This window comes from Psychrobacter sp. T6-5 (genome assembly GCF_052258485.2).
Lineage (GTDB): Bacteria > Pseudomonadota > Gammaproteobacteria > Pseudomonadales > Moraxellaceae > Psychrobacter.
Genome location: NZ_JBQQEY020000001.1, coordinates 3,219,137 through 3,239,136 on the forward strand (window position 1 = coordinate 3,219,137; position 20,000 = coordinate 3,239,136).

The 20,000-nt window shown below is 44.3% G+C and carries 15 protein-coding genes and 3 tRNA genes; 5 read left to right on the forward strand and 13 right to left on the reverse strand.

All coding sequences use genetic code 11. The features are described 5' to 3' along the window. Positions 1-13: 13 nt before the first annotated feature. The 10 genes from ACTXGK_RS28440 to ACTXGK_RS28485 all read right to left on the reverse strand — a co-directional run bounded on the left by ACTXGK_RS28440 (position 14) and on the right by ACTXGK_RS28485 (position 9,437). The gene (locus ACTXGK_RS28440) at positions 14-580 is read right to left on the reverse strand and encodes a protein-disulfide reductase DsbD domain-containing protein (protein WP_443514596.1); all 567 of its coding nucleotides are present in this window, start codon (positions 578-580) and stop codon (positions 14-16) included. A gap of 242 nt (positions 581-822) precedes the next feature. Next, positions 823-1,263 (reverse strand): type II secretion system major pseudopilin GspG, encoded by a 441-nt coding sequence (gene gspG, locus ACTXGK_RS28445; protein WP_443514865.1) that lies wholly within the window; start codon positions 1,261-1,263, stop codon positions 823-825. Positions 1,264-1,821: 558 nt separating this feature from the next. After that, positions 1,822-3,024 (reverse strand): type II secretion system inner membrane protein GspF, encoded by a 1,203-nt coding sequence (gene gspF / locus ACTXGK_RS28450; protein WP_443514597.1) that lies wholly within the window; start codon positions 3,022-3,024, stop codon positions 1,822-1,824. Positions 3,025-3,108: 84 nt separating this feature from the next. Then, complete coding sequence (locus ACTXGK_RS28455; RefSeq protein WP_443514598.1) at positions 3,109-4,164, reverse strand: hypothetical protein; 1,056 nt, start codon at positions 4,162-4,164, stop codon at positions 3,109-3,111. Between the two features lie 290 nt (positions 4,165-4,454). Continuing rightward, positions 4,455-5,390, reverse strand: a complete 936-nt coding sequence (locus ACTXGK_RS28460) for an AraC family transcriptional regulator (protein ID WP_058025656.1) — start codon at positions 5,388-5,390, stop codon at positions 4,455-4,457. 434 nt (positions 5,391-5,824) lie between these two features. After that, positions 5,825-5,900, reverse strand: a tRNA-His gene (locus ACTXGK_RS28465). Positions 5,901-5,942: 42 nt separating this feature from the next. After that, positions 5,943-6,019 (reverse strand) — tRNA-Arg (locus ACTXGK_RS28470). Between the two features lie 108 nt (positions 6,020-6,127). Continuing rightward, positions 6,128-6,204 (reverse strand) — tRNA-Pro (locus tag ACTXGK_RS28475). A gap of 230 nt (positions 6,205-6,434) precedes the next feature. Then, the gene (locus ACTXGK_RS28480; RefSeq protein ID WP_443514599.1) at positions 6,435-7,961 is read right to left on the reverse strand and encodes an McrC family protein; all 1,527 of its coding nucleotides are present in this window, start codon (positions 7,959-7,961) and stop codon (positions 6,435-6,437) included. Between the two features lie 12 nt (positions 7,962-7,973). Next, positions 7,974-9,437, reverse strand: a complete 1,464-nt coding sequence (locus tag ACTXGK_RS28485; protein ID WP_443514600.1) for an McrB family protein — start codon at positions 9,435-9,437, stop codon at positions 7,974-7,976. A 310-nt stretch (positions 9,438-9,747) separates the two neighbouring features. Here ACTXGK_RS28485 and ACTXGK_RS28490 point away from each other — a divergent pair, with 310 nt between their 5' ends. After that, entirely contained in the window at positions 9,748-10,476 is a 729-nt protein-coding gene (locus ACTXGK_RS28490) for a DUF4442 domain-containing protein (RefSeq protein ID WP_443514601.1), read from the forward strand. Positions 10,477-10,563: 87 nt separating this feature from the next. After that, positions 10,564-11,040, forward strand: coding sequence for a RidA family protein (locus tag ACTXGK_RS28495; protein WP_443514602.1), 477 nt, complete (start codon positions 10,564-10,566; stop codon positions 11,038-11,040). A 147-nt stretch (positions 11,041-11,187) separates the two neighbouring features. On the opposite strand, the gene gspE is transcribed toward ACTXGK_RS28495, so the two are convergent. Next, on the reverse strand, positions 11,188-12,741 hold the full coding sequence (gene gspE / locus ACTXGK_RS28500; RefSeq protein WP_443514603.1) for a type II secretion system ATPase GspE: 1,554 nt from the start codon (positions 12,739-12,741) through the stop codon (positions 11,188-11,190). A 384-nt stretch (positions 12,742-13,125) separates the two neighbouring features. Between gspE and ACTXGK_RS28505 the strand changes: the two genes are divergently transcribed. Both ACTXGK_RS28505 and ACTXGK_RS28510 read left to right on the forward strand, forming a co-directional pair. Continuing rightward, positions 13,126-13,908, forward strand: coding sequence for a thiazole synthase (locus tag ACTXGK_RS28505; RefSeq protein WP_443514866.1), 783 nt, complete (start codon positions 13,126-13,128; stop codon positions 13,906-13,908). Positions 13,909-14,028: 120 nt separating this feature from the next. After that, positions 14,029-15,456, forward strand: a complete 1,428-nt coding sequence (locus ACTXGK_RS28510) for a WS/DGAT/MGAT family O-acyltransferase (RefSeq protein ID WP_372863979.1) — start codon at positions 14,029-14,031, stop codon at positions 15,454-15,456. A 57-nt stretch (positions 15,457-15,513) separates the two neighbouring features. Here the strand turns inward: ACTXGK_RS28510 and ACTXGK_RS28515 are convergent, their stop codons facing one another. Further along, positions 15,514-16,341, reverse strand: a complete 828-nt coding sequence (locus ACTXGK_RS28515) for an inositol monophosphatase family protein (protein ID WP_075105898.1) — start codon at positions 16,339-16,341, stop codon at positions 15,514-15,516. Positions 16,342-16,694: 353 nt separating this feature from the next. Next, positions 16,695-18,752 (reverse strand): 1-deoxy-D-xylulose-5-phosphate synthase, encoded by a 2,058-nt coding sequence (gene dxs, locus ACTXGK_RS28520; RefSeq protein ID WP_443514604.1) that lies wholly within the window; start codon positions 18,750-18,752, stop codon positions 16,695-16,697. A 533-nt stretch (positions 18,753-19,285) separates the two neighbouring features. Between dxs and ribA the strand changes: the two genes are divergently transcribed. Further along, positions 19,286-19,993, forward strand: coding sequence for a GTP cyclohydrolase II (gene ribA / locus ACTXGK_RS28525; protein WP_443514605.1), 708 nt, complete (start codon positions 19,286-19,288; stop codon positions 19,991-19,993). Positions 19,994-20,000 lie beyond the last annotated feature (7 nt).

Sequence of the window (20,000 nt, forward strand, 5' to 3'; positions counted from 1 at the left end):
ACATTCTCAATACTTATCTACGTGTCGCAGCAATATTTACCTTAGTTTTGATCTTTTCGGGCGGATAGCATAGCCCAGCTTTTGCACAGCCTTGCCAACCAATAATAATCGGGGCATTTTTTGCGCCTTTACCATTATTGGTCGTCAACATCGTGGTAGCAACAACACTCCTTTGCGTAAATACAGGAACTTTACCAAAGGTTGGATCATCAATGGACACTGGTGCCTGATTAAAAGTAAACGGCGTTGCATTTATCCCTTTAGGAAAGCTTAACGCGAGCTGATCTTTATAGACATAATGCCCTGGCGTGATATCAAACGTGATGGATAAACGCGTGCCCTTAGATGTCGCTTTGGTGCTACTGATCACTTGGAAAGCTTCATCCACTGGTAAAAATTTTGATTGGGATGCGCTACTGCTATTAAATAAGTCGTTCAAGCCTGCCGCCTGTGCGCTGATTGATGTCATTGATAAAGCTGTCATCAACGAGGTGGTTGCAACAGTAAACGCAAGCGCATGGAACTTAGTAGCGCGTTTATTGATAGCGACTGATTGTAGTGTTGGTATTTTTATTGACATAAGTTATTACCTTTGATTTTAGCTTCCAGTGACTGGCAGTACGGACATACCCCTACTGATAAAACTATTGACCCTCAATACCAGGTTCATATTAGGATGGTATTTATTTTACGTATCGATAAAAAATATCAACCAATAAAGAATTATTGGTTGATATTGATAGGCCGTTAATTGCACGATAACAAGTGCATTTAACGATATTTTATTGGTATAGGCTTTCTAGATGCCGACAAGGCTAAATCTTATAGCTGAGCATAAAGATCCGCATCCTGACCTTCACCACCTTGCTGTCCATCTGCACCTAGGGAAAACAAGTCATAAGGTCGCCCTTCACTACCTGGCGCAACATATTGCATCTCATTTTCCCAACCATCCGTTGGATAGCCACCTTTAATATAGCCACCTTCAGGATAGTTTTTTGCATCCGCAGGCGGTGTGGTAAGCGCCTCTAAACCTTGCGCTGTCGTCGGATAGCGTGAATTATCAACTTTATACATGTCTAACGCATTAGAGACAGTAGCGAGCGCGGTTTCAGTGGTTTTGACACGTGCTTTGTCACTTTGTCCGACTACTTTTGGGACGACCAAGCCTGCAAGAATAGCCAAAATAACGATAACCACCATAATCTCAATAAGCGTAAATCCCGATTGTCCAGACTTGCCTATCGAGCTGCGATGTGCCATTGAATGGACTCTCTGATGGTCATTTACAATGCCACCATGGGCTTGAATATTATTATTGTCATCTTTGGTATTGGCACTTTTTGAGCTAATATTTACTTGAAGGGTGTCAGTCATAGTCATCGCTTTGGTCATCACAGTTATGTAAATAGTAAAAGTGGCGTTCTAATAGCACTCATGCATTTAGGAGCTTATCAATAAAACCCTAAATCATTGTCACTATAAACCATGGTTTTATTTTTATCCAGCGCTGTGCTCAGATTGTCATTACAGTCAATACCAAGTAACCATCAGCAACAAGTAACAATCAGCAAGTGGCCGTCACCAAATAATCATCGAGATTTATCACTATCGTTTTAACCCGCTTTCACTATAACGTGGCACTTAGGTTTACCATAGCAAAAATTTTGCTTAGTCAACAATATACAACAGTAAGCAAATCTTAAGAAAGCTAACGTAGGGTTTAGCAAGATAGGTAATTAAGACAGGATAAAAATGCAGATAGTTGATAGTTTGAGAAGAACATATCGGCTGTTTGTCAGCTAGTCAGTTAACTATTGACTAGCCTGCCAAGTCATTCATATTAACGATTGGTAGCATCACTGCCATCACGATAATCATCACCACCACGCCCATCAAGACCAGCATCAAAGGCTCAAGTAATGATAGTAAGGTGCTGATAAAATTGGTGGCCTCCGCTTCTTGCATCGTGGCGGCACGACTGAGCATGTTTTCAAGCTCGCCTGAATTCTCACCGCTTTTGATCATTTGTACCATCATCGGTGGAAAGTAAGTGGATTTTTCGAGCTGGCTGGATAAACTTGAGCCTTCTGTGACCCTATCAGCAGCAGTCAAAATCGTTTGCTTAATATGCAAATTGGTCGTCACTGCCGCACCAATATGTAGTGCCTCAATCAACGGCACCCCTGAGCGCACCAAGATCGCAAGCGTACTGGCAAAACGCGCCGCATTCAATCCCTTAGACAATCTGGCTAATATCGGTAGCTTGAGCACCACACTATCTATTGCCAATTTCCCAGCCTGCGTTTGGGCAAAACGATAAAACAAAAACGCAGTACCTGCCAATACCAGCAGCATTAACCACCACCACTGCGTAATGATATTTGATAACGTCAGAACGACTTGAGTAATTAATGGCAGGGCCTGTTCAGACTGCTCAAAGACTTTGACAATTTTGGGCACCACAAAACTCATCAGCCCCATGATAACGCCAATCGCCATGACCATCAGTACAATCGGATAGACCATCGCACCTTGGATTTTCTTTTGGAGAGCAAATCGGTTTTCGGTATAGTCGGCTAGCTGATTAAGGATTAGATCTAAGTGACCAGATTTTTCGCCTGCGGCAATCGTCGCGATGTATAAGGGTGGGAAGCTCGCGGCTTGTTGTAATGCTCGTGCTAAGCTTAAGCCTTCGAGGACATGTGAGCGTACCGCCAGCATCAGAGATTTGATATGCGTCTTTGGTGATTGTTTAGCGACAGCAGCCAAAGTTTCTTCAAGTGGAATACCAGCCGCTAGTAGTACAGATAACTGGCGTGTGAGTAATGCAAGCTCATAAGCAGATGGTTTTTTATAGCGGCTTTTGTTTTGGCTTTGTCTGTCATTGACCGCACTGACTTCGACTGGTGTCCACTGCTTATCACGCAGCTGCTGCCGAACTTGCCGAGCAGAATCCCCTTCTAGTAAGCCTTTTTGGACACTACCTTGGTCGTCAAGCGCTTTAAAATGATAAGCGGGCATAGCAGCAGATATCCTAAAAAAGTCACAGGTAGGGGTTTGGATGTATGGCTTAACAACAAGGGCAATGTCTATAAAAAGTATCTATCAAAGTGGGGTTGAGTCATTACTGTCAGGCATCAAACCTTGTAATAGTAAAACATCCAAATGCTGCTGCTGGAGTTTTTTATCAAAATCATTGACCTCAGCAATCAGCATTCTCTCAATGCGTTTATCGCTTGCAAACACGCTCAAGCGCGCACAAATCACTGCCAGCTGATAGACACGTTTTTTACAATACCCATCCAGACCTTGTAACAGCCTGACCATGTGCGGCGTCTCAAGGCTAGCATAGTCATAATCAGCAACGACTTGCTGACCGAGCGCTGCCACACCATAACTGATAGATAAGTGTGCGCAGAAATAACAGCTGAATAAATACCCAACCACATGACCGATATAATAACCGCGATCATAGGTAAAGCTGCTTACACCAAAATGACCTAGCACGTAGCTGTTGAGACTGCCTTGATCGCGGATTGGCTTGCCATGTTTTAGCTTACCGACAGTGGCAAAACACAGCGGGTTGCGCCCATCCTGCGTGGTAAGCTGCCAACCTGCTGGCTGCTGAGCGGGCATATGATGCACGATATCTGCAATAATATCATCGACCACGTGCAGCTGCTGCCATAGTCGTTCAAGCATCTCCGTATCCATCAAACCACGCTTATCGAGCTGCTGAGCAAGCAAATACTGCTGATATTCTGCAAATTGTGATTTGAGGGTTTGTACTAAATACGTGGGGCGCGTATTGGCAGATGCCATATATAGCAGTCGAGTGCGTTCGTGCTGGGTATGATAAAGAGCCACACGCTGCGCGGCTACGTTTGACTCGTTGGCAGTCGACTGTATGGTTGATGTATCGGTGTCAAGCTGTTCGCTAGCGCCTACTTCATCAATGCTCTCTTTGGTATCTGACAAAGTAAATAATGTTAATAATGCCGCTTTATCAGGCATCTCAGCCGTATTAGCTGACACCGTTTTGCCAGTATGCACGTTATCTTGCGCATTAGCTTTATCAGATTTCTGTTCTTTTTTAGCAGTTGCAGTAGTACCTTGGTGGCTATTGGCTTCTGTACTTGGCTTTGCGGTCGGTTCAGTCATAACATACCATCAGCAGCAAAAATAAACATCATCTCGATCCTTTTATATTACTGGTATACAGTCACATATTATGCGTCAAATATTAACGCTCACACCTCGACGACTCATTATTCCATAGTACCTGAACACAAGCGTATTGTCAGCCTTGCCTAGCCAAAATAGCGCCAGTTGACTGCCAAGTATTTTACCTAGGCAAATACTAGATATACATCAATCAAAAAAAGCGCTAAGGATACCTTGGTCGCCTTAACGCTTTTAATAAATAAACACTGAGGACGTCAAAAAATAACTTATGCAAGCTTTTGCTGTTGATACTGTTGACGGTACGCTTTGGGTGAGACACCATAAACGCGTTTGAACGCCTGACTAAAAGTTGAATCTGACGCATAGCCCACCATATCACTGATACGGCTGATACTATTTTGCTGCAAGCGCAAATAGCGTGCTGCCAAACGCAAGCGGTAATCAATCAAATAAGTCAGCGGCGGCATCCCTACCGTATCTTTAAAGCGCTGGGCAAAGCTCGAGCGCGACATACCTGCCACCTCTGCAAGCTTATGAATGGTCCAGCTTTGACTTGGCGCCTCGTGCATCGCCGCTAGTGCCTTGGTCAAAAACGGATCTTTCATTGCCTTTAGCCAATTCTCAGTCGCCTCAGGTAAGCTTTCAATATAAACGCGCAAACATTCAATCATCATAATGCTTGCCCAGTGATTGATCACAGCCGTTTTGCCCATGCGTTCGCGCTCAGACTCCAAGGTCAAAAGCTTGATCTCTACATCAATCACCTCAAACCGACCATCAGCAGCATCATTGAGCTCAGGCAATATCGGTGGTAGCACAGATAGTAGAGGGCTAATCATCTCTTTGTCGTATTTACATTCAATCAAAATCAGCGAGGAATTAGGATCGCCATTTCCATCGATCTCAAGCGTGCGATCTTGACAGTTGGTCAGTAACTCATCGAGGGGTTCAGCCACGTCACCATGATGATTGAGTGCATAGCTCACGTGCTTGTGCGCGTTCGGGATCATAATCATATCACCAGCACGAGCTTCGCGTAGGCCATTGCCAACGTCTATACAAAAACCACCGGACATCACCAAGTAAAATAAAATGGTGTCTTTTCTACTCATAGAATAAGACCAATTGCCAGCACCATTCAAACGATAATACTTGGTCTCAAATAAGTGCACATTCTGTAGCAATACGCTCAATGCGTCCATCAATCAGTTCCTCAATAATACAGGGTCAATAACAACAAATCTTAAAAAGGCGGGGGTGTATCCGAAATGCTTTAAATTTTTTCGATCTAGCCAATACGATATTTTCATCAGCAGGATGCATCAAGACCTAAGCATAATGCCCGATTTAAAACATGATGTCTATTCACTCATAAGCAGTACTAACCAATAGTAGAGCAGGTACAGTCAGTTTAGGTTTTTGAAGAAAAACCTATCGCAAAATTGATATGAATAAGAAGTCAGTAAATCACTAAACAATTAAAGGTTCAGAAAGCTTTAACCGTTTAATATTATAGGATAATACAGGGAAATAGAAATCAAGCAGACACAAAAAAACGCCAACAGTGGCGAGTGCTATTTATTAGATAAGGTTTAGTATAAAGATAGGATTTATATGCAGATAATGCAGAATAAAATGGGGCGACTGATGGGACTCGAACCCACGACAACCGAGATCACAACCCGGGGCTCTACCAACTGAGCTACAACCGCCATAACTATTGCCAAAAGAATAGGCAAGATTTGCAGGCTAAATGGCGCGCCTGGCAGGATTCGAACCTGCGGCCACCTCCTTAGAAGGGAGATGCTCTATCCAGCTGAGCTACAGGCGCTCTTAGAGGACTTTTATACACTATAACCTAGTCTATAATATAATTTTTACTATATCAGAAACTAAATCATTATACATAAAAAAAAGCCTGTAAGGCTCTTAAAATAGATGGTCGGAGTGATAGGATTCGAACCTACGACCCTCTGGTCCCAAACCAGATGCGCTACCAAACTGCGCCACACTCCGAAATTCTCTATTATTACGATAGTTTGTTGATTAACTCGTTGTTGGCAATGCCGCTAATTTGTTAATGTTCCTCGCTATCGAGGTGCACATATTAAGGGGTAAAGGCGATTGTGTCAACACCTATTTTCGATTAATTTTAAATAATCTCTAAATTCTTTCAAAAAAAGGCATTCTCATAAAAACAGCACCCTTAAAACCTTTGTTAATCATGATTGATGAAATCACTATACTTAATTCAAATTCGTAGGCAAATCACCGTTGACCATACCTGTCAGCACATCAAACGGTATCAACCATAAATCCGCATGGTTTGAGTGGTCACTTTTGGTATCATCGCTAAGGTTACTTTTATCACCACTGTCACGATAAATCTGCTGCTTAAGCGCAACTGGTCGTCTCTCGTCTCCTAATACAGGATATACCATCCAACCTTGCCCTGCTTGATAGGCCTGTGCATAGCTGGTCAACTGATAGGCATCATTGGCGCTAATAGCACCAGCATGAGGCAGATATTTCCATTTGATATCGATGACATGGCTATAGCAACCGTTTACCGTCTCTTTGATAACGGCGGCGTCACTCTGATTTTGATCATTATCATTATCAGCCGTTTTATATATCAGCAAATCTGGTCGTATCGATACGCATGCTTGACCCTCGCTATCATTGAGCCACACACTTTGGGTTTGGTAAAAAGGACGATAATTGCTACTCAATTGCTGAAACATCGACGCGATACGCTGACTCGCCCACTGTTCAAACGCCTGATTCATATCGATCAATAGACACAATCTTGGCTGAGGTAGGTTTGGTCGAGTGGGATCAATACCATAACCTGTCGATGCATTTGACTGCTGTAACAACCAATAAGCTAGGTCTACCAACTGCTGCGCGGCTTGCAGTTGCTTTTTTTGTAATGGTAGAACGCTTAACTGCTGCTTTGCTTGAGCATATATTGACTCTAACCTCTGTTGTTCACGCTGGTTTAGCCCAGATAACAGCTGCCATGGCTGTAAGAGCGGTATACATATAGATCTAGGCATTAATGGCATCAGCCATACCAGTGCGCTCTTAATCAGTCGATTGGCCAACATATCTTGACTCAGCACACTACGCTCACAGACAAACTTATGCGGCTGCATACTGTTGTATCGTAACTGCTCTTTGATGAGCAAGCGCCCTTGTAGCGATGATTGGTTATTGATCTGAGCCTGATAGTGTTGGGTTGGCTGATAACGAACCAAGCGCTGCAAAAACTGCTCTAATAGCCAGTCTGACAACGGCGGAGACTCTACAGATAATGGCATTGACTGATCACTAAATTGACCTAGGTTTTTCATGCTAGGCAGCTTACGACTTTGAAGCGTATCGAGACGGGTCAAGTCGGATAACATGCCTTGTACCCAGTGACGAGTCTGAGCAATATTATTATATTGAGTGGATTGATTCAGCTTTGGCAATAGCTCAAGTGTCATACCACTAGGCAAGAGGATAATTCCTATATGATGCCCAACCTTGAGCTGCCATTGTCCTTGCTTGCGCTTGATGGTAAACACGGCAAACTCTTGCGCCATTAGCCAATGAAAGTCAGAGACATGCGGAAAATCGTGCGCTGTGAGGCGTCGATGTTCAAATACCGTCACAACCTTCGCTGAGGGAGCCTTATTTTGAGGCATACGAGCATAAAAACTATTTGCATTAATATTATCTGCATTAATATAGTTTCCTTGCGCATAGTATTGATTATGAGTTCTCACTAAACAGCCACCTTACTTGTACAAACGCTGATAGATAGCGGGCTTGCCAAACTCACCAGTCTTAGCAATAAGGTCGGGATTCATCATATAGCTACCTACGTTCATCGATTGACCAAGAAAGGCGCCCTGCCCTGCAAACATTTGATGTTGCGTCGTTGCATGCTTATTACTCATCGGATCATACAAATCATTATTTATCATTGTTTGGCTGTCGCGGATGAACTGGGTGCTTAGCGGTTTCTGCTCATCTCTAAAAATATACTGCAATATAGCCACTTGACCGCCCGCAGCTTGCGCCAACTGCGGGATGATCTGTTCGACCAACACCATTTGTAATTGATCTAAACAATCGACTGAAAATAAAAAAGCATGCCCCAACTGCGCCTCGGCTCCCAGCGTCTGTGTGATACGCATGTTTAAGCCTGTTAGCAATTTGCTTAAATCTACCGTGTCTGCTGCTGCACGATCAGTCGCGCTAGCGATATCACCAATTATTGATAATAATTCAGGCTGCGGTGGGCAATCAATAAAGCGGAAACGTCGACGCAATGCCATATCAAGAGGCGCGAGCGAATGATCTTGGGTATTCATGGTGGCATAGATATCAACATTGGCGGGCACACTAAAAGCACGCCCAGAATACGCCAAATGAACCGTCATCGCATTTGGTTTGCCAGCGCGCTTGTCTGGCTCGATCAAACTGAGCAGCTCGCCAAAGACTCGTGACACATTGGCGCGATTGATCTCATCAATTAACATCGCGTAACGATGCTGAGGGTCACGCGCGGCACGCTGACATAACTTTAAAAAGGCCCCATCTTGAACGGCGTAGCTCATCTGGGTATTACTCGAGTGACTGTTATTTGCGTGGATAGAGCCGCTCATAACAGGACGAATACCTTCGACAAACTCTTCGTAGCCATAAGCCTGATGAAAGCTCACCATACTAAAACGCTGCTGACCAGAACTTTGGTTTTGATTAGAATGATTATCACGCTGTGCCTGCTGAAACTCCGCCAATTGCTGTGACAACTCTGTTAGCAATACCATACTCTCAGGCAGTAAATACCATGCGCCGCTGTTATCTTTATCAAAGTACGCTTGGCTGGCTCGATTATCAAAACTGACGGTTTTAGAATCTATAGGACTATGTCTGCGAAGCTCTAACCAAGCAGTGCTCTCTAGGTTTTTCTCACGTGAGTTTTGTGCCGCTTTAGTGATAAAAAAAGGATGGTCGACAAGCTCTCGCACTTTGACCAAATCCTGTTGTTCAGCCCGTAAGTCTAAAAATATCAAACACAGTACTTCACGCCAGCTTAGGCTTTGCAACAGCTGCCCAAGTAGCGCTTCATTATTTATCTCAGGCAGATAATCGGTATATTGCTTCGCGATTTGGAGCAATCGATAGGTTTTGCCAGTACCCGCGACGCCAGTATAAATAATATTGGTCGGCTCGTGAGTAGACATATCAGACATAGCATCATCCAGTATTGAAAATTTATAAAATAAGACGTACCAACATCACGCTATTATAGCGCGGTGGTATAGTAAGAGATTGTCTACTAGGCAGATCCATGCACCACCATTGAGCCATTTTCATCATTTAAGACTATGTCCTAGCAACACAATATAGATGACTGCTGTTTTATAAGCGCAGCAGTTCATGCTAATAATAGTAGGAAAGCAGCGGTTAATGTACCATAGTGTTTGTAATGGCTTTGCTAACACTTACTGTTTGCCACTATCAAAAAACAACATTCGATTTATCTACGTTAAGGAATTTTGTATGTCAGGATTATTAAAAAAACTGCCCGTCAAGCTGACCAATAAAAAACCAGCCAAAGTCTCTGACAGCACAAGATCGTCCATCGAAAAACCCAGCAGCACGCTAAAACCAATCAGTAATCAATTTACCAAACTGTTATCTGTGACCAAATATCTACCTGCCAGTGCGCGCTCAAATATTCTCTCAAAAGCCTTTGGTAAAGTTGTACCCTACGTAGGGACAACAGGCGTGTATTATGAAATGGTTGAGCCCAATCAAGTCATCGTCAGTCTAAACAATGTCAAAGGGGTACAGAATCATATTGGCTCAATCCATGCAGTAGCCATCACTTTACTGGCTGAAACGGCAACAGGCTTCATTTTAGGGTTAAACTTACCCTCTGATCGCGTACTACTGATTAAATCCTATTCCGTTAATTTTTATCGCCCAATTAAAAAAGGTCAAATTGCGGCCGTAGCCAGTCTATCTGATGAGCAGCGCTTGCAGATTTTAAATACGCCCAAAGGTGAAATGGTTATTCCTTGCGTCATTGATGACCGTGAATCTGAGAGTGACCGCGACCCGATTGTAGTAGAGATGACTTGGGCTTGGATTCCAAAATCTGAACTAGAGGCCCGCCGCCAAGGCAAAGCAAGTGACAATGCCTCAGAAGATAATACGGATACTACCGCAGATAACGAGCAAGACGATGCATTCTCTACAGACGATGAGACTATTAATAACAAATAATCGATTAAACCGACATAAAATTTGCTATTTGCATTTTATGGCGCATCTAGCATATTTGTGATCAATCAACTCAATAAGGAGACAAGGATGTCCAAACTTAGCACCTATTTATCTATCGTACCACTGGTTGCTATGTGCTCATTAAGCTTGGCTGTTGGTGCTAACGCCAGTCCGGCGACAGCTCCTGCCGCTAATACTAAATCTAGCCCGACTTTTTTGGGTGATGGCAGTCCTTATCCTTTTTCAGAAGCCGTACGTGTTGGCAATACATTATATATGTCGGGACAAATTGGTGTTAAAGACGGCAAATTGGTCAAAGGCGGTATCGACGCTGAAACCAAACAAACACTAGATAATATCCATAGCACGCTACTAAAATACGGCTACCGAAAATCTGATATCGTCAAATGTATGGCCATGCTGACTGATATGGATGACTTTGATGATTTTAACAAAGTCTATAAGGCAGAACTGTCCAAGCCTTATCCTGCACGCTCAGCGTTTGGCGTATCGGAGTTAGCCGCAGGAGCGAGCGTTGAAATTGAGTGCATCGCTGTCAAATAATAGCAGTTGAAAACGTTACCCTGTTAATTTCAGAAAAAAAGAGCAGATAACTGGCTATTTCGCTCAGTTATCTTTTTCTACTTTTCAGACATTGCTCTCTAGACACGGTTCTCCAAATACTGTTTCTCATCGTTTATAGCTAAGCGCTTATACCAGTATCGTATCATCCGTTAAGGCACTTTCTTTCGTCACTCGCAGTACCTCTTCTAGCGTCGTTCGCCCTTCTATCACTTTACGTAGACCATCCGCGCGAATCGATGGTGTCTGCTGGCGAGCATACGCTTCTAACTCATACTCAGCGGTATTACTATGAATCATGCGGCGCAGCGTATCATCAACTGGTACGACTTCATATATCGCCGTACGTCCTTTGAACCCTGACTGATTGCATTTATCGCAGCCAACTGGCTTGGGTAGACGAATCGCCTTACTTGCTGCATTTTCAACATCGCTGTCCAATACTGGCTCAATACCAATTTCGGTAAAAAGCTTGGCTTGTTCTGTATCCGCTGCCTGCCAGCCATGACAATGTGAGCATAAAGTACGCACTAAGCGCTGTGCCACCACGCCGATCAGTGACGACGATAATAAAAACGGCTCAACACCCATGTCTTGCAAGCGAGTGACCGCGCCAATAGCGGTGTTGGTATGCAGCGTTGATAAGACCAAATGCCCTGTCAAAGATGCCTGTACAGCGATCTCCGCCGTCTCTAAATCACGAATCTCACCAACCATCACCACGTCCGGATCTTGACGCAACATCGCGCGCAGACTTTTGGCAAAGGTCATATCCACCTTATTATTAACCTGTGTCTGTCCGATACCATCGAGCTGAAACTCAATGGGATCTTCGGCGGTCAAGATATTGCGCGTTTGGTCATTCAAGTCAGTCAATGCCGAATATAGCGTGGTGGTCTTACCCGAACCCGTCGGCCCTGTGACCAAAATAATCCCATGCGGACGATGAATCAAGCGCTTCAGCTCGGTATAGTCATTATCAGATAGCCCCAAATACGTCATGTTAAGACGTCCCGCTTGCTTGTCTAGTAGACGCATCACCACGCGCTCGCCAAAGCTCGACGGCAGTGTCGATACACGCACATCAACTTCTCGCCCTGCCAGTCGTAAGCTAATACGCCCATCTTGCGGTACACGCTTTTCAGCGATATCCAGCTTGGCCATGACTTTGATACGCGAAACTAATAACGGAGCCAGTTGACGTTTTGGCGTGATAATTTCTCTAAGCTCACCATCGACTCGAAAACGAACCACCAAGCGTTTTTCAAAAGTTTCGATATGAATATCTGAGGCATTTAGGCGAATGGCTTCTGATAACAGCGCATTAATCAGACGAATAATCGGCGCATCGTCTTGCTGATCCATCAAGTCTTCAGTCTCAGGGACGCTATCTGCTAAGCTATCAAGATCCGGATGATCCTCAAGACCAGCAGCGATATGCTGCGACTCTCCGGTATTACCAGCGTAAGCCGCGTTCATACGTTTTTCAAAATCATCCGAGCTGACACTTTCATAAGTTGGTACGCCGCGACTACCTTGCTGCTGTAAAAACCGCACCGCTTCATTGATTGCGGATAATGGTGTGGCTTTCGTCAATACCAAAGTTGGCGGCAACTCAGGATCAATGGCAAGTATGGCCAAAATCTGATGGCGTTTCGCAAAGCTGTACGGCAACTGCATCATAAAGACAACCTAATAAATAGAGATAGTGTCAAATAGAAAATAACGCCAAAGCACTGTAAATACACTGAGCTTGACTGACCAAGCCCAAAAAGATTGCAAGTAAAATTGCATGAGTTTGTTATAATAACATTTTGTTTTAGACGCGTATTATTTTATGTGGTCGGCGTTTTTTACGTATCGCCACTCGCCTATTTTTACGGTATGTATAGCCAACTTATCATGCGATTTTTTATTTTGCTAACAGTGCGCTATTATTGTCTACTGCATTTTTTTAATATTACTTAGAAATCTCGTTATATTTTTTCTGTCCACCTTGCCCGCTCGCCATTAGGATTTTTAGTTATGTCAGAGAACGTTAGCACTGCTACTCACCCGACACCACTTTTGCAAGATACTTTTACCGTTGGTAGTCGTACCTTTTCCTCTCGCCTGCTGGTCGGTACGGGCAAATACAAAGACATAAGCGAGACTGGAGAAGCCATTGCCGCTTCGGCAGCAGAAATCGTGACTGTCGCTATTCGCCGTACCAATATTGGACAAAACAGTGACGAGCCAAATTTGCTTGATGTCATCTCTCCTGACAAATACACGATTTTGCCGAACACGGCTGGCTGCTTCGATGCCGAAACCGCCATTCGTACTTGTAAGCTTGCTCGCGAGTTATTGGACGGACACAATTTGGTTAAGCTTGAGGTATTGGGCGATGAAAAAACCCTTTATCCTAATATCACTGAGACCTTAAAAGCGGCTCAAGTACTGGTTGATGATGGCTTTGAAGTCATGGTCTATAGCTCAGATGACCCTATCGTCGCCCAAGAGCTAGAAAGCATGGGCTGTGTCGCCATCATGCCACTTGGGAGCTTGATTGGTTCTGGGCTTGGCTTACTCAATCGCCATACCCTCAGCCTCATCATCGAAAACGCCAAAGTGCCCGTATTGGTCGATGCAGGTGTCGGTACAGCATCTGATGCTGCGATTGCCATGGAGCTTGGCTGTGATGGCGTTCTGATGAACTCAGCGATCGCGAATGCGCAAAACCCTGTGATGATGGCACATGCCATGAAACATGCCGTATGGGCAGGCCGCGCCGCATTTTTGGCAGGTCGTATGCCGATGCGAAAAATGGCAACTGCCAGCTCACCGCAGACGGGATACTTTTTCCAGTAGGCGCTTGCTCGGGTCAGCCCTAACAAAAAACCGATTATAAAATAATAAGACGGAAATCTGGTTGGGTCAGCACTCCGACAACTATAATTTTTATTCATTATCGTCATAAAAGGATTTATTATGCGACTTCTCACAGCAGTCGACCAGTTGTTCTTACTTCTTGAGTCGCGTAAACAGCCAATGCACGTTGGCGGACTGTTTTTATTTGAATTACCCGAAGGCGCTGATAGTGATTTTGTCTATCAGCTGGTAAAACAAATGCAAGAATCTGATGTACCGCCAAGCTTTCCGTTCAATCAGGTGCTAGAGCATTTGGTGTTTTGGAAAAAAGACAAAGATTTTGATGTTGAGCATCATTTTCACCATGTGGCGCTACCAAGTCCTGGACGTATACGTGAACTTTTGATGTATGTTTCAAGAGAGCATGGACGACTGCTAGATCGTGCGATGCCTCTATGGGAATGTCACGTCATAGAAGGGATTGAGCCAGAAGTAGAAGGCGGGCCTGAACGTTTTGCTTGGTATTTTAAGATCCATCACTCGCTCGTTGATGGTATCGCTGCCATGCGTTTGGTAAAAAAATCCTTATCACAATCCCCTACTGAGCCCGTCTCGCTACCGGTATGGTCACTGATGGCGCGTCATCGTAATCAAGTGAATGCTATTTTGCCTGCCGAAAGATCTATCAGGCGCATCATGAAAGAGCAAATATCTACCATCAAACCGGTATTTACAGAACTGATAGACAATCTGAAAAACTATGGTGATGAAGGCTATGTTGGTACGTTTGACGCGCCGATGAGTATTTTAAACAGGCGCATTTCCGCATCACGTCGTATCTCGGCGCAGTCTTACGACATACAACGCTTTAATAAAATTGCCGAAAGACTAAAAATCAGTAGAAATGATGTGGTATTAGCTGTCTGTGCTGGCGCCATTCGTCGTTATTTGATCTCGATGGATGCACTACCCAGCAAGCCGCTGATTGCGTTTGTACCGATGTCACTGCGTACTGATGATAGTATATCAGGCAATCAGCTATCATTTGTATTGGCGAATTTGGGAACACATTTAGACAACCCATTACGCAGGATAGAGCTTATCCATCGCAGTATGAATAATGGCAAACGTCGCTTTCGCCGCATGAATCAAGCGCAAGTCATTAATTACAGTGTCATCGCCTATGCATGGCAAGGTATAAACTTGGCGACTGGTGTATTTCCAAAAAAGCAGGCCTTTAACCTCATTATTTCTCACGTTCCTGGTTCTGAGAAGCCGCTATATTGGAATGGTGCACGCTTACAATCACTGTATCCCGCCTCTATCGTATTCAACGGTCAAGCAATGAATATCACTTTGGCCAGTTATTTGGATAGAATTGAGTTTGGCATCACTGCTTGTAGTAAAGCATTACCGCGTGTCCAAGACATGCTCATGCTGATAGAAGAAGAGCTACAGTTGCTAGAGACTGTCAGTCAAGAATTGGCATTTAAAGGTATCACCGTCGAAGACAAACCTGTTAAGAAAACAAAAAAGCTGGCTCCATAACGGAACCAGCTTTTTAATATTTAAATCGCTCGGCGTTCAAGCCTGCTTATTTTGTGATTAGATCACATCGCCCCAGATTGGCACGACAGTTTGCATCAATGGCTTGAGTAGTTTGACGTTACAAGCAAAGATAGAACCTGAAGTCATAGAGTTGTGCGCGCCAGTATGATCGACCACAACGCCGCGCGCTTCGGTGACGATAAGCTCACCTGCTGCGATATCCCAAGGCTTGATCGACATCTCAAAATAGCCATCAAAGCGACCAGCAGCAACATAACACAAATCAAGCGCTGCTGAACCCAGACGACGTACCTGACCACCAGCTTCAGAGATCTTTTGTAAGCTCTCAAAGTGCTGCTTGGCATAAGAGATCACTTCACCATTGCGCTTACGCTCAAGCGGATGACCTGTGGTAAAAAACCCACCATCAATCGTTTTGCGTTCGCTGACATTAATACGGCGCTGGTTTAAACGTGCGCCTTTACCACGGCTAGCAGAGAACATCTCATCACGGACTGGGTCATAAATGACGCCGTGCTGCGTCACGCCTTTGTGCTGTACAGCGATAGATACGCAGAACTGCGGTACACCATGAACGAAGTTTTTAGTGCCGTCTAGCGGATCGATAATCCAGCACCAGTCAGCGTCTTCGCCGCGACCTTCTTGCATACCAAACTCTTCACCCAAAAACGAATGATTGGGATAGCTGGCTTTTAGCGTCTCAATCGTGAGCTCTTCGCTAAAGCGATCGATGCGCGTCACCAAACCATCAAGTCCTTTAGACTCGATATCTAACTCGATTTTGTGACGGTTTTGATGCGCATATAAAATCTCTTTACCAACTTTTTCAGCAGTACGCGCTGCGATGACGACCATGGGTTCCATAAATAACCTATTTGCTTGATGAATGAATATAAAAAATAAGACCAACTCTGTGCCCACAACATGCCAAACAGCCGCCGCATCACACCACATCTATGCGATTAAAAACGTGTCTTTTATAAATAAAAACTTATAAACGACAACCGCATTATACTAAAATTGTTCGATAAAAACGAAAAAACCGTCACGCTGACCAAGCCAGTATTTTGGTGGTCATACAAACTGCGCAAGTTGTAAAAAAGTCAGCACCTACGGCTAGCAGGCGTTTGCTCCATTCAAAGAGCTTATATCTGTTTGAACTAATACGTTTTTAAAACAATAATTCTTGAATAATATTGTAAATCTAAAAATAAAAATTAAGACAACAGTTGCTTAAGCTGTTTAATCACACCAGCAACATCTAAACCACAATCAGCCCACTGCTCTGCTTGTGAGCCATGCGCGATAAAGCGATCAGCAATACCTATGTTGCTAACAGCTGGACGCTGACGTTTAAAAGCAGCCGACTCATTGAGTAAGTACTCGTTGACCGCACTACCCGCACCGCCCATAACCATATGCTCTTCTAAAGTTGCGATATGCGTCACGCCTTGCGCCAGTAAGCTCTCAAGCATTGCAGTATCTAGCGGTTTTACCCAGCGCATATTGACCACATGTACCTGACACTCTATCACTGCATCATCATTGGTTAGACTCTCGGCGGCTTGCTGAGCGGTCGCCACCATCGTCCCAAAAGCCAATATTGCTAGCTTATAAGGCGCATCATTGCTGCCCAATACAGACTCAATAACGGCTTCACCGATTTTATAATTCTGTGCTGGCTGCTCGATAGCTGCACCTGTACCGGTGCCGCGTGGATAACGAACTGCCGTACATCCCTGATGTTCATAGCAAGTATTGAGCAGATGGTAGCATTCATTCTCATCTTTTGGCGCAGCAATCACTATATTCGGGATACAACGTAAAAAGCTAAAATCAAACACGCCTGCATGCGTGGAACCATCTTCACCAACGAGGCCCGCTCGATCAATGGCAAACATGACATCGAGATTCTGTAATGCCACGTCATGAATCAGTTGATCGTATCCGCGCTGCAAGAACGTCGAGTAAATCGCCACAATAGGTTTGACACCTTGCGTTGCCATACCGGCCGCTAGCGTGACCGCATGTTGTTCAGCAATAGCCACATCAAAAAAGCGTGTTGGAAAATGACGAGCAAAGTCAATCATACCCGAGCCTTCTTCCATCGCAGGTGTTATCGCGAGCAACTTATCGTCTTCGGCCGCTTTATCACATAAGAATTTGCCGAACACTTGCGAGTATTTTAACGCAGGTTTTGTATTCTGTTTTGGTGCTTCTGTAGATTTGCTCTGAGACTCACTATGAATCTCTGCTGGCAGCTTGCTAATCGCGTGATAGCCGACCGGATCTAGTTCTGCTGGCGCGAAGCCTTTACCTTTAGTGGTATAGATATGCACCAACACAGGCCCTTTGACTTGCTTGGCAATTGACAGCACACGCAGTAGCTCAGGAATATTATGCCCATCAAACGGACCAAAATAGGTAAAGCCAATCGCCTTGAATAAGTTGTCCTCTAACTGCGGTACATCGCGCATCTCTTTGTGACGTTTACGGCGATCAAATGCTTGCATATCAGGACGCTGGCAAAGCACTGGCTTGCCTGACTCAGAGATATCGACTTGGTAGCCCGACTCCCAAAGCATCGCTAAATGCCGCGAAAAACCACCGATAGAACAAGAAATCGACATATCGTTGTCATTTAAAATAACCAACAGATCAGCATCTTGTTGGACTGCATCATTCATGGCCTCAAAAGCCATACCACCAGTCATCGCGCCATCACCAATGATACAGGCAACGGTTTGCGCGCGGCCTTGATAACGCAGCGCCAAGCTCATGCCCAAGCCGGCTGAGATAGAGGTTGATGAATGCCCAACGCCAAACGTATCGTAGATAGACTCTGCACGCTCTGGGAATGCAGTTAGACCATCTTTTGATCTGATCGTTGCCAACTGCTCACGGCGACCTGTCAGGACTTTATGCGCATAGGCCTGATGACCTACATCCCATACAATCTGATCTTGCGGTGTATCTAGCAAATAATGCAATACAATCGTCAGCTCAATCACACCCAAATTGGCGCCAAAATGCCCGCCGCTTTGACCAGCTGAATACAACAAAAAAAGACGCAGTTCATCAGCCAGCGTAATCAGCTGAGTGGTTGAAAGCGCATTCATATCAGAAGGTGTGTCAATAGCATCAAGCAATGGCGTATGCGGACGCACGCGAGGAATCACAGTATAAGTCTGCTGTAAGCTCGATAGCTGGGCGGCAGAATCAGATACTGATGCAGATGAAGACTGAGACTTTGGGGAATGAAGTGACTGCTGCATAAACCGTACGATACCTACCAATCTGCTGACAAGACGTGTCTCCAATATAGCAATAGCTACAACTGAGAGACGTCAATAATATCTACATCATTATTGATGTAATCGACCATATAATTATTCATGCAACTTTACGTGTATATAGCTGCGCTACGTATCATATGAACACGCTACCACAGTAGATCGTGCCTCAAAATTACGTGCTTTAATACAAAGGACTATTATTATGCCCTATTATTTTGCATCAATATCGGATGTTAGTGACGACATAGTAATGTAAGGATAAAGACTTGTCACTGTATCCATCAAAATAGTATGGCATAATAGCATTTTTTTTTAATTGTCGCTTTAATCATCGTGCGTCGTCTGTGAACTTTGTGTGTTTTTATAATAAATACAATAAGCACGCGCTCTTTATGAAAGGGTTATACTGCTATCATCTTGGCCTTACCGTTTAGGCTAGAATGTTATCGCGGGTTTAATAACATTATCACAAACCCTTCACCGCCACGACTTTAGGCTTATGCAGGACAGTAATGTCATATCAATTTATCACTAGTGCCAAACTACCCACTCGTCACGGCGAGTTTGATATTCATATCTTTGAAAACGACGAAGGCCAAGAGCATGTTATGCTGACCGTTGGTCTGTCTGTGGTCGATCAAACGACAGGCAAAATGACAGTACCTAGCTCAGATGACACGTCGTCGCAAAGACCAGTCCCATTGGTTCGGATTCATTCTGAGTGCCTAACAGGCGATGCCTTTAGCTCATTGAAGTGTGACTGCGGGCCACAGCTCAATACTGCCATGCAAGCGATACAAGCAGCTGGTTGCGGTGCTATTTTGTACTTGCGTCAAGAAGGTCGCGGTATCGGTTTGACCAATAAGATTCGCGCTTATGCTCTACAAGATCAAGGACATGATACGCTGGATGCCAATCTCATGTTAGGCTTGCCTGCTGATGCGCGCATCTATGATATGTGTGGTCCGATGCTTGCCCATATCGGTGTCAACGCTGTCAGACTCATCACTAACAATCCAAACAAAGTTGCTTATTTGACTGAGCACGGTATTGACGTTGTCGAACGAGTACCATTGTTGGTTGGTGTGAACGATATGAACGCTGAATATTTAGCAACCAAACGTGATCGCATGGGACACCTGTTCGATAAAAACATCAATCTTGATATAGATGCTTCTCTCGATACAGACCTTAATACCGCCATACACCTGAATAAATAGATATCTT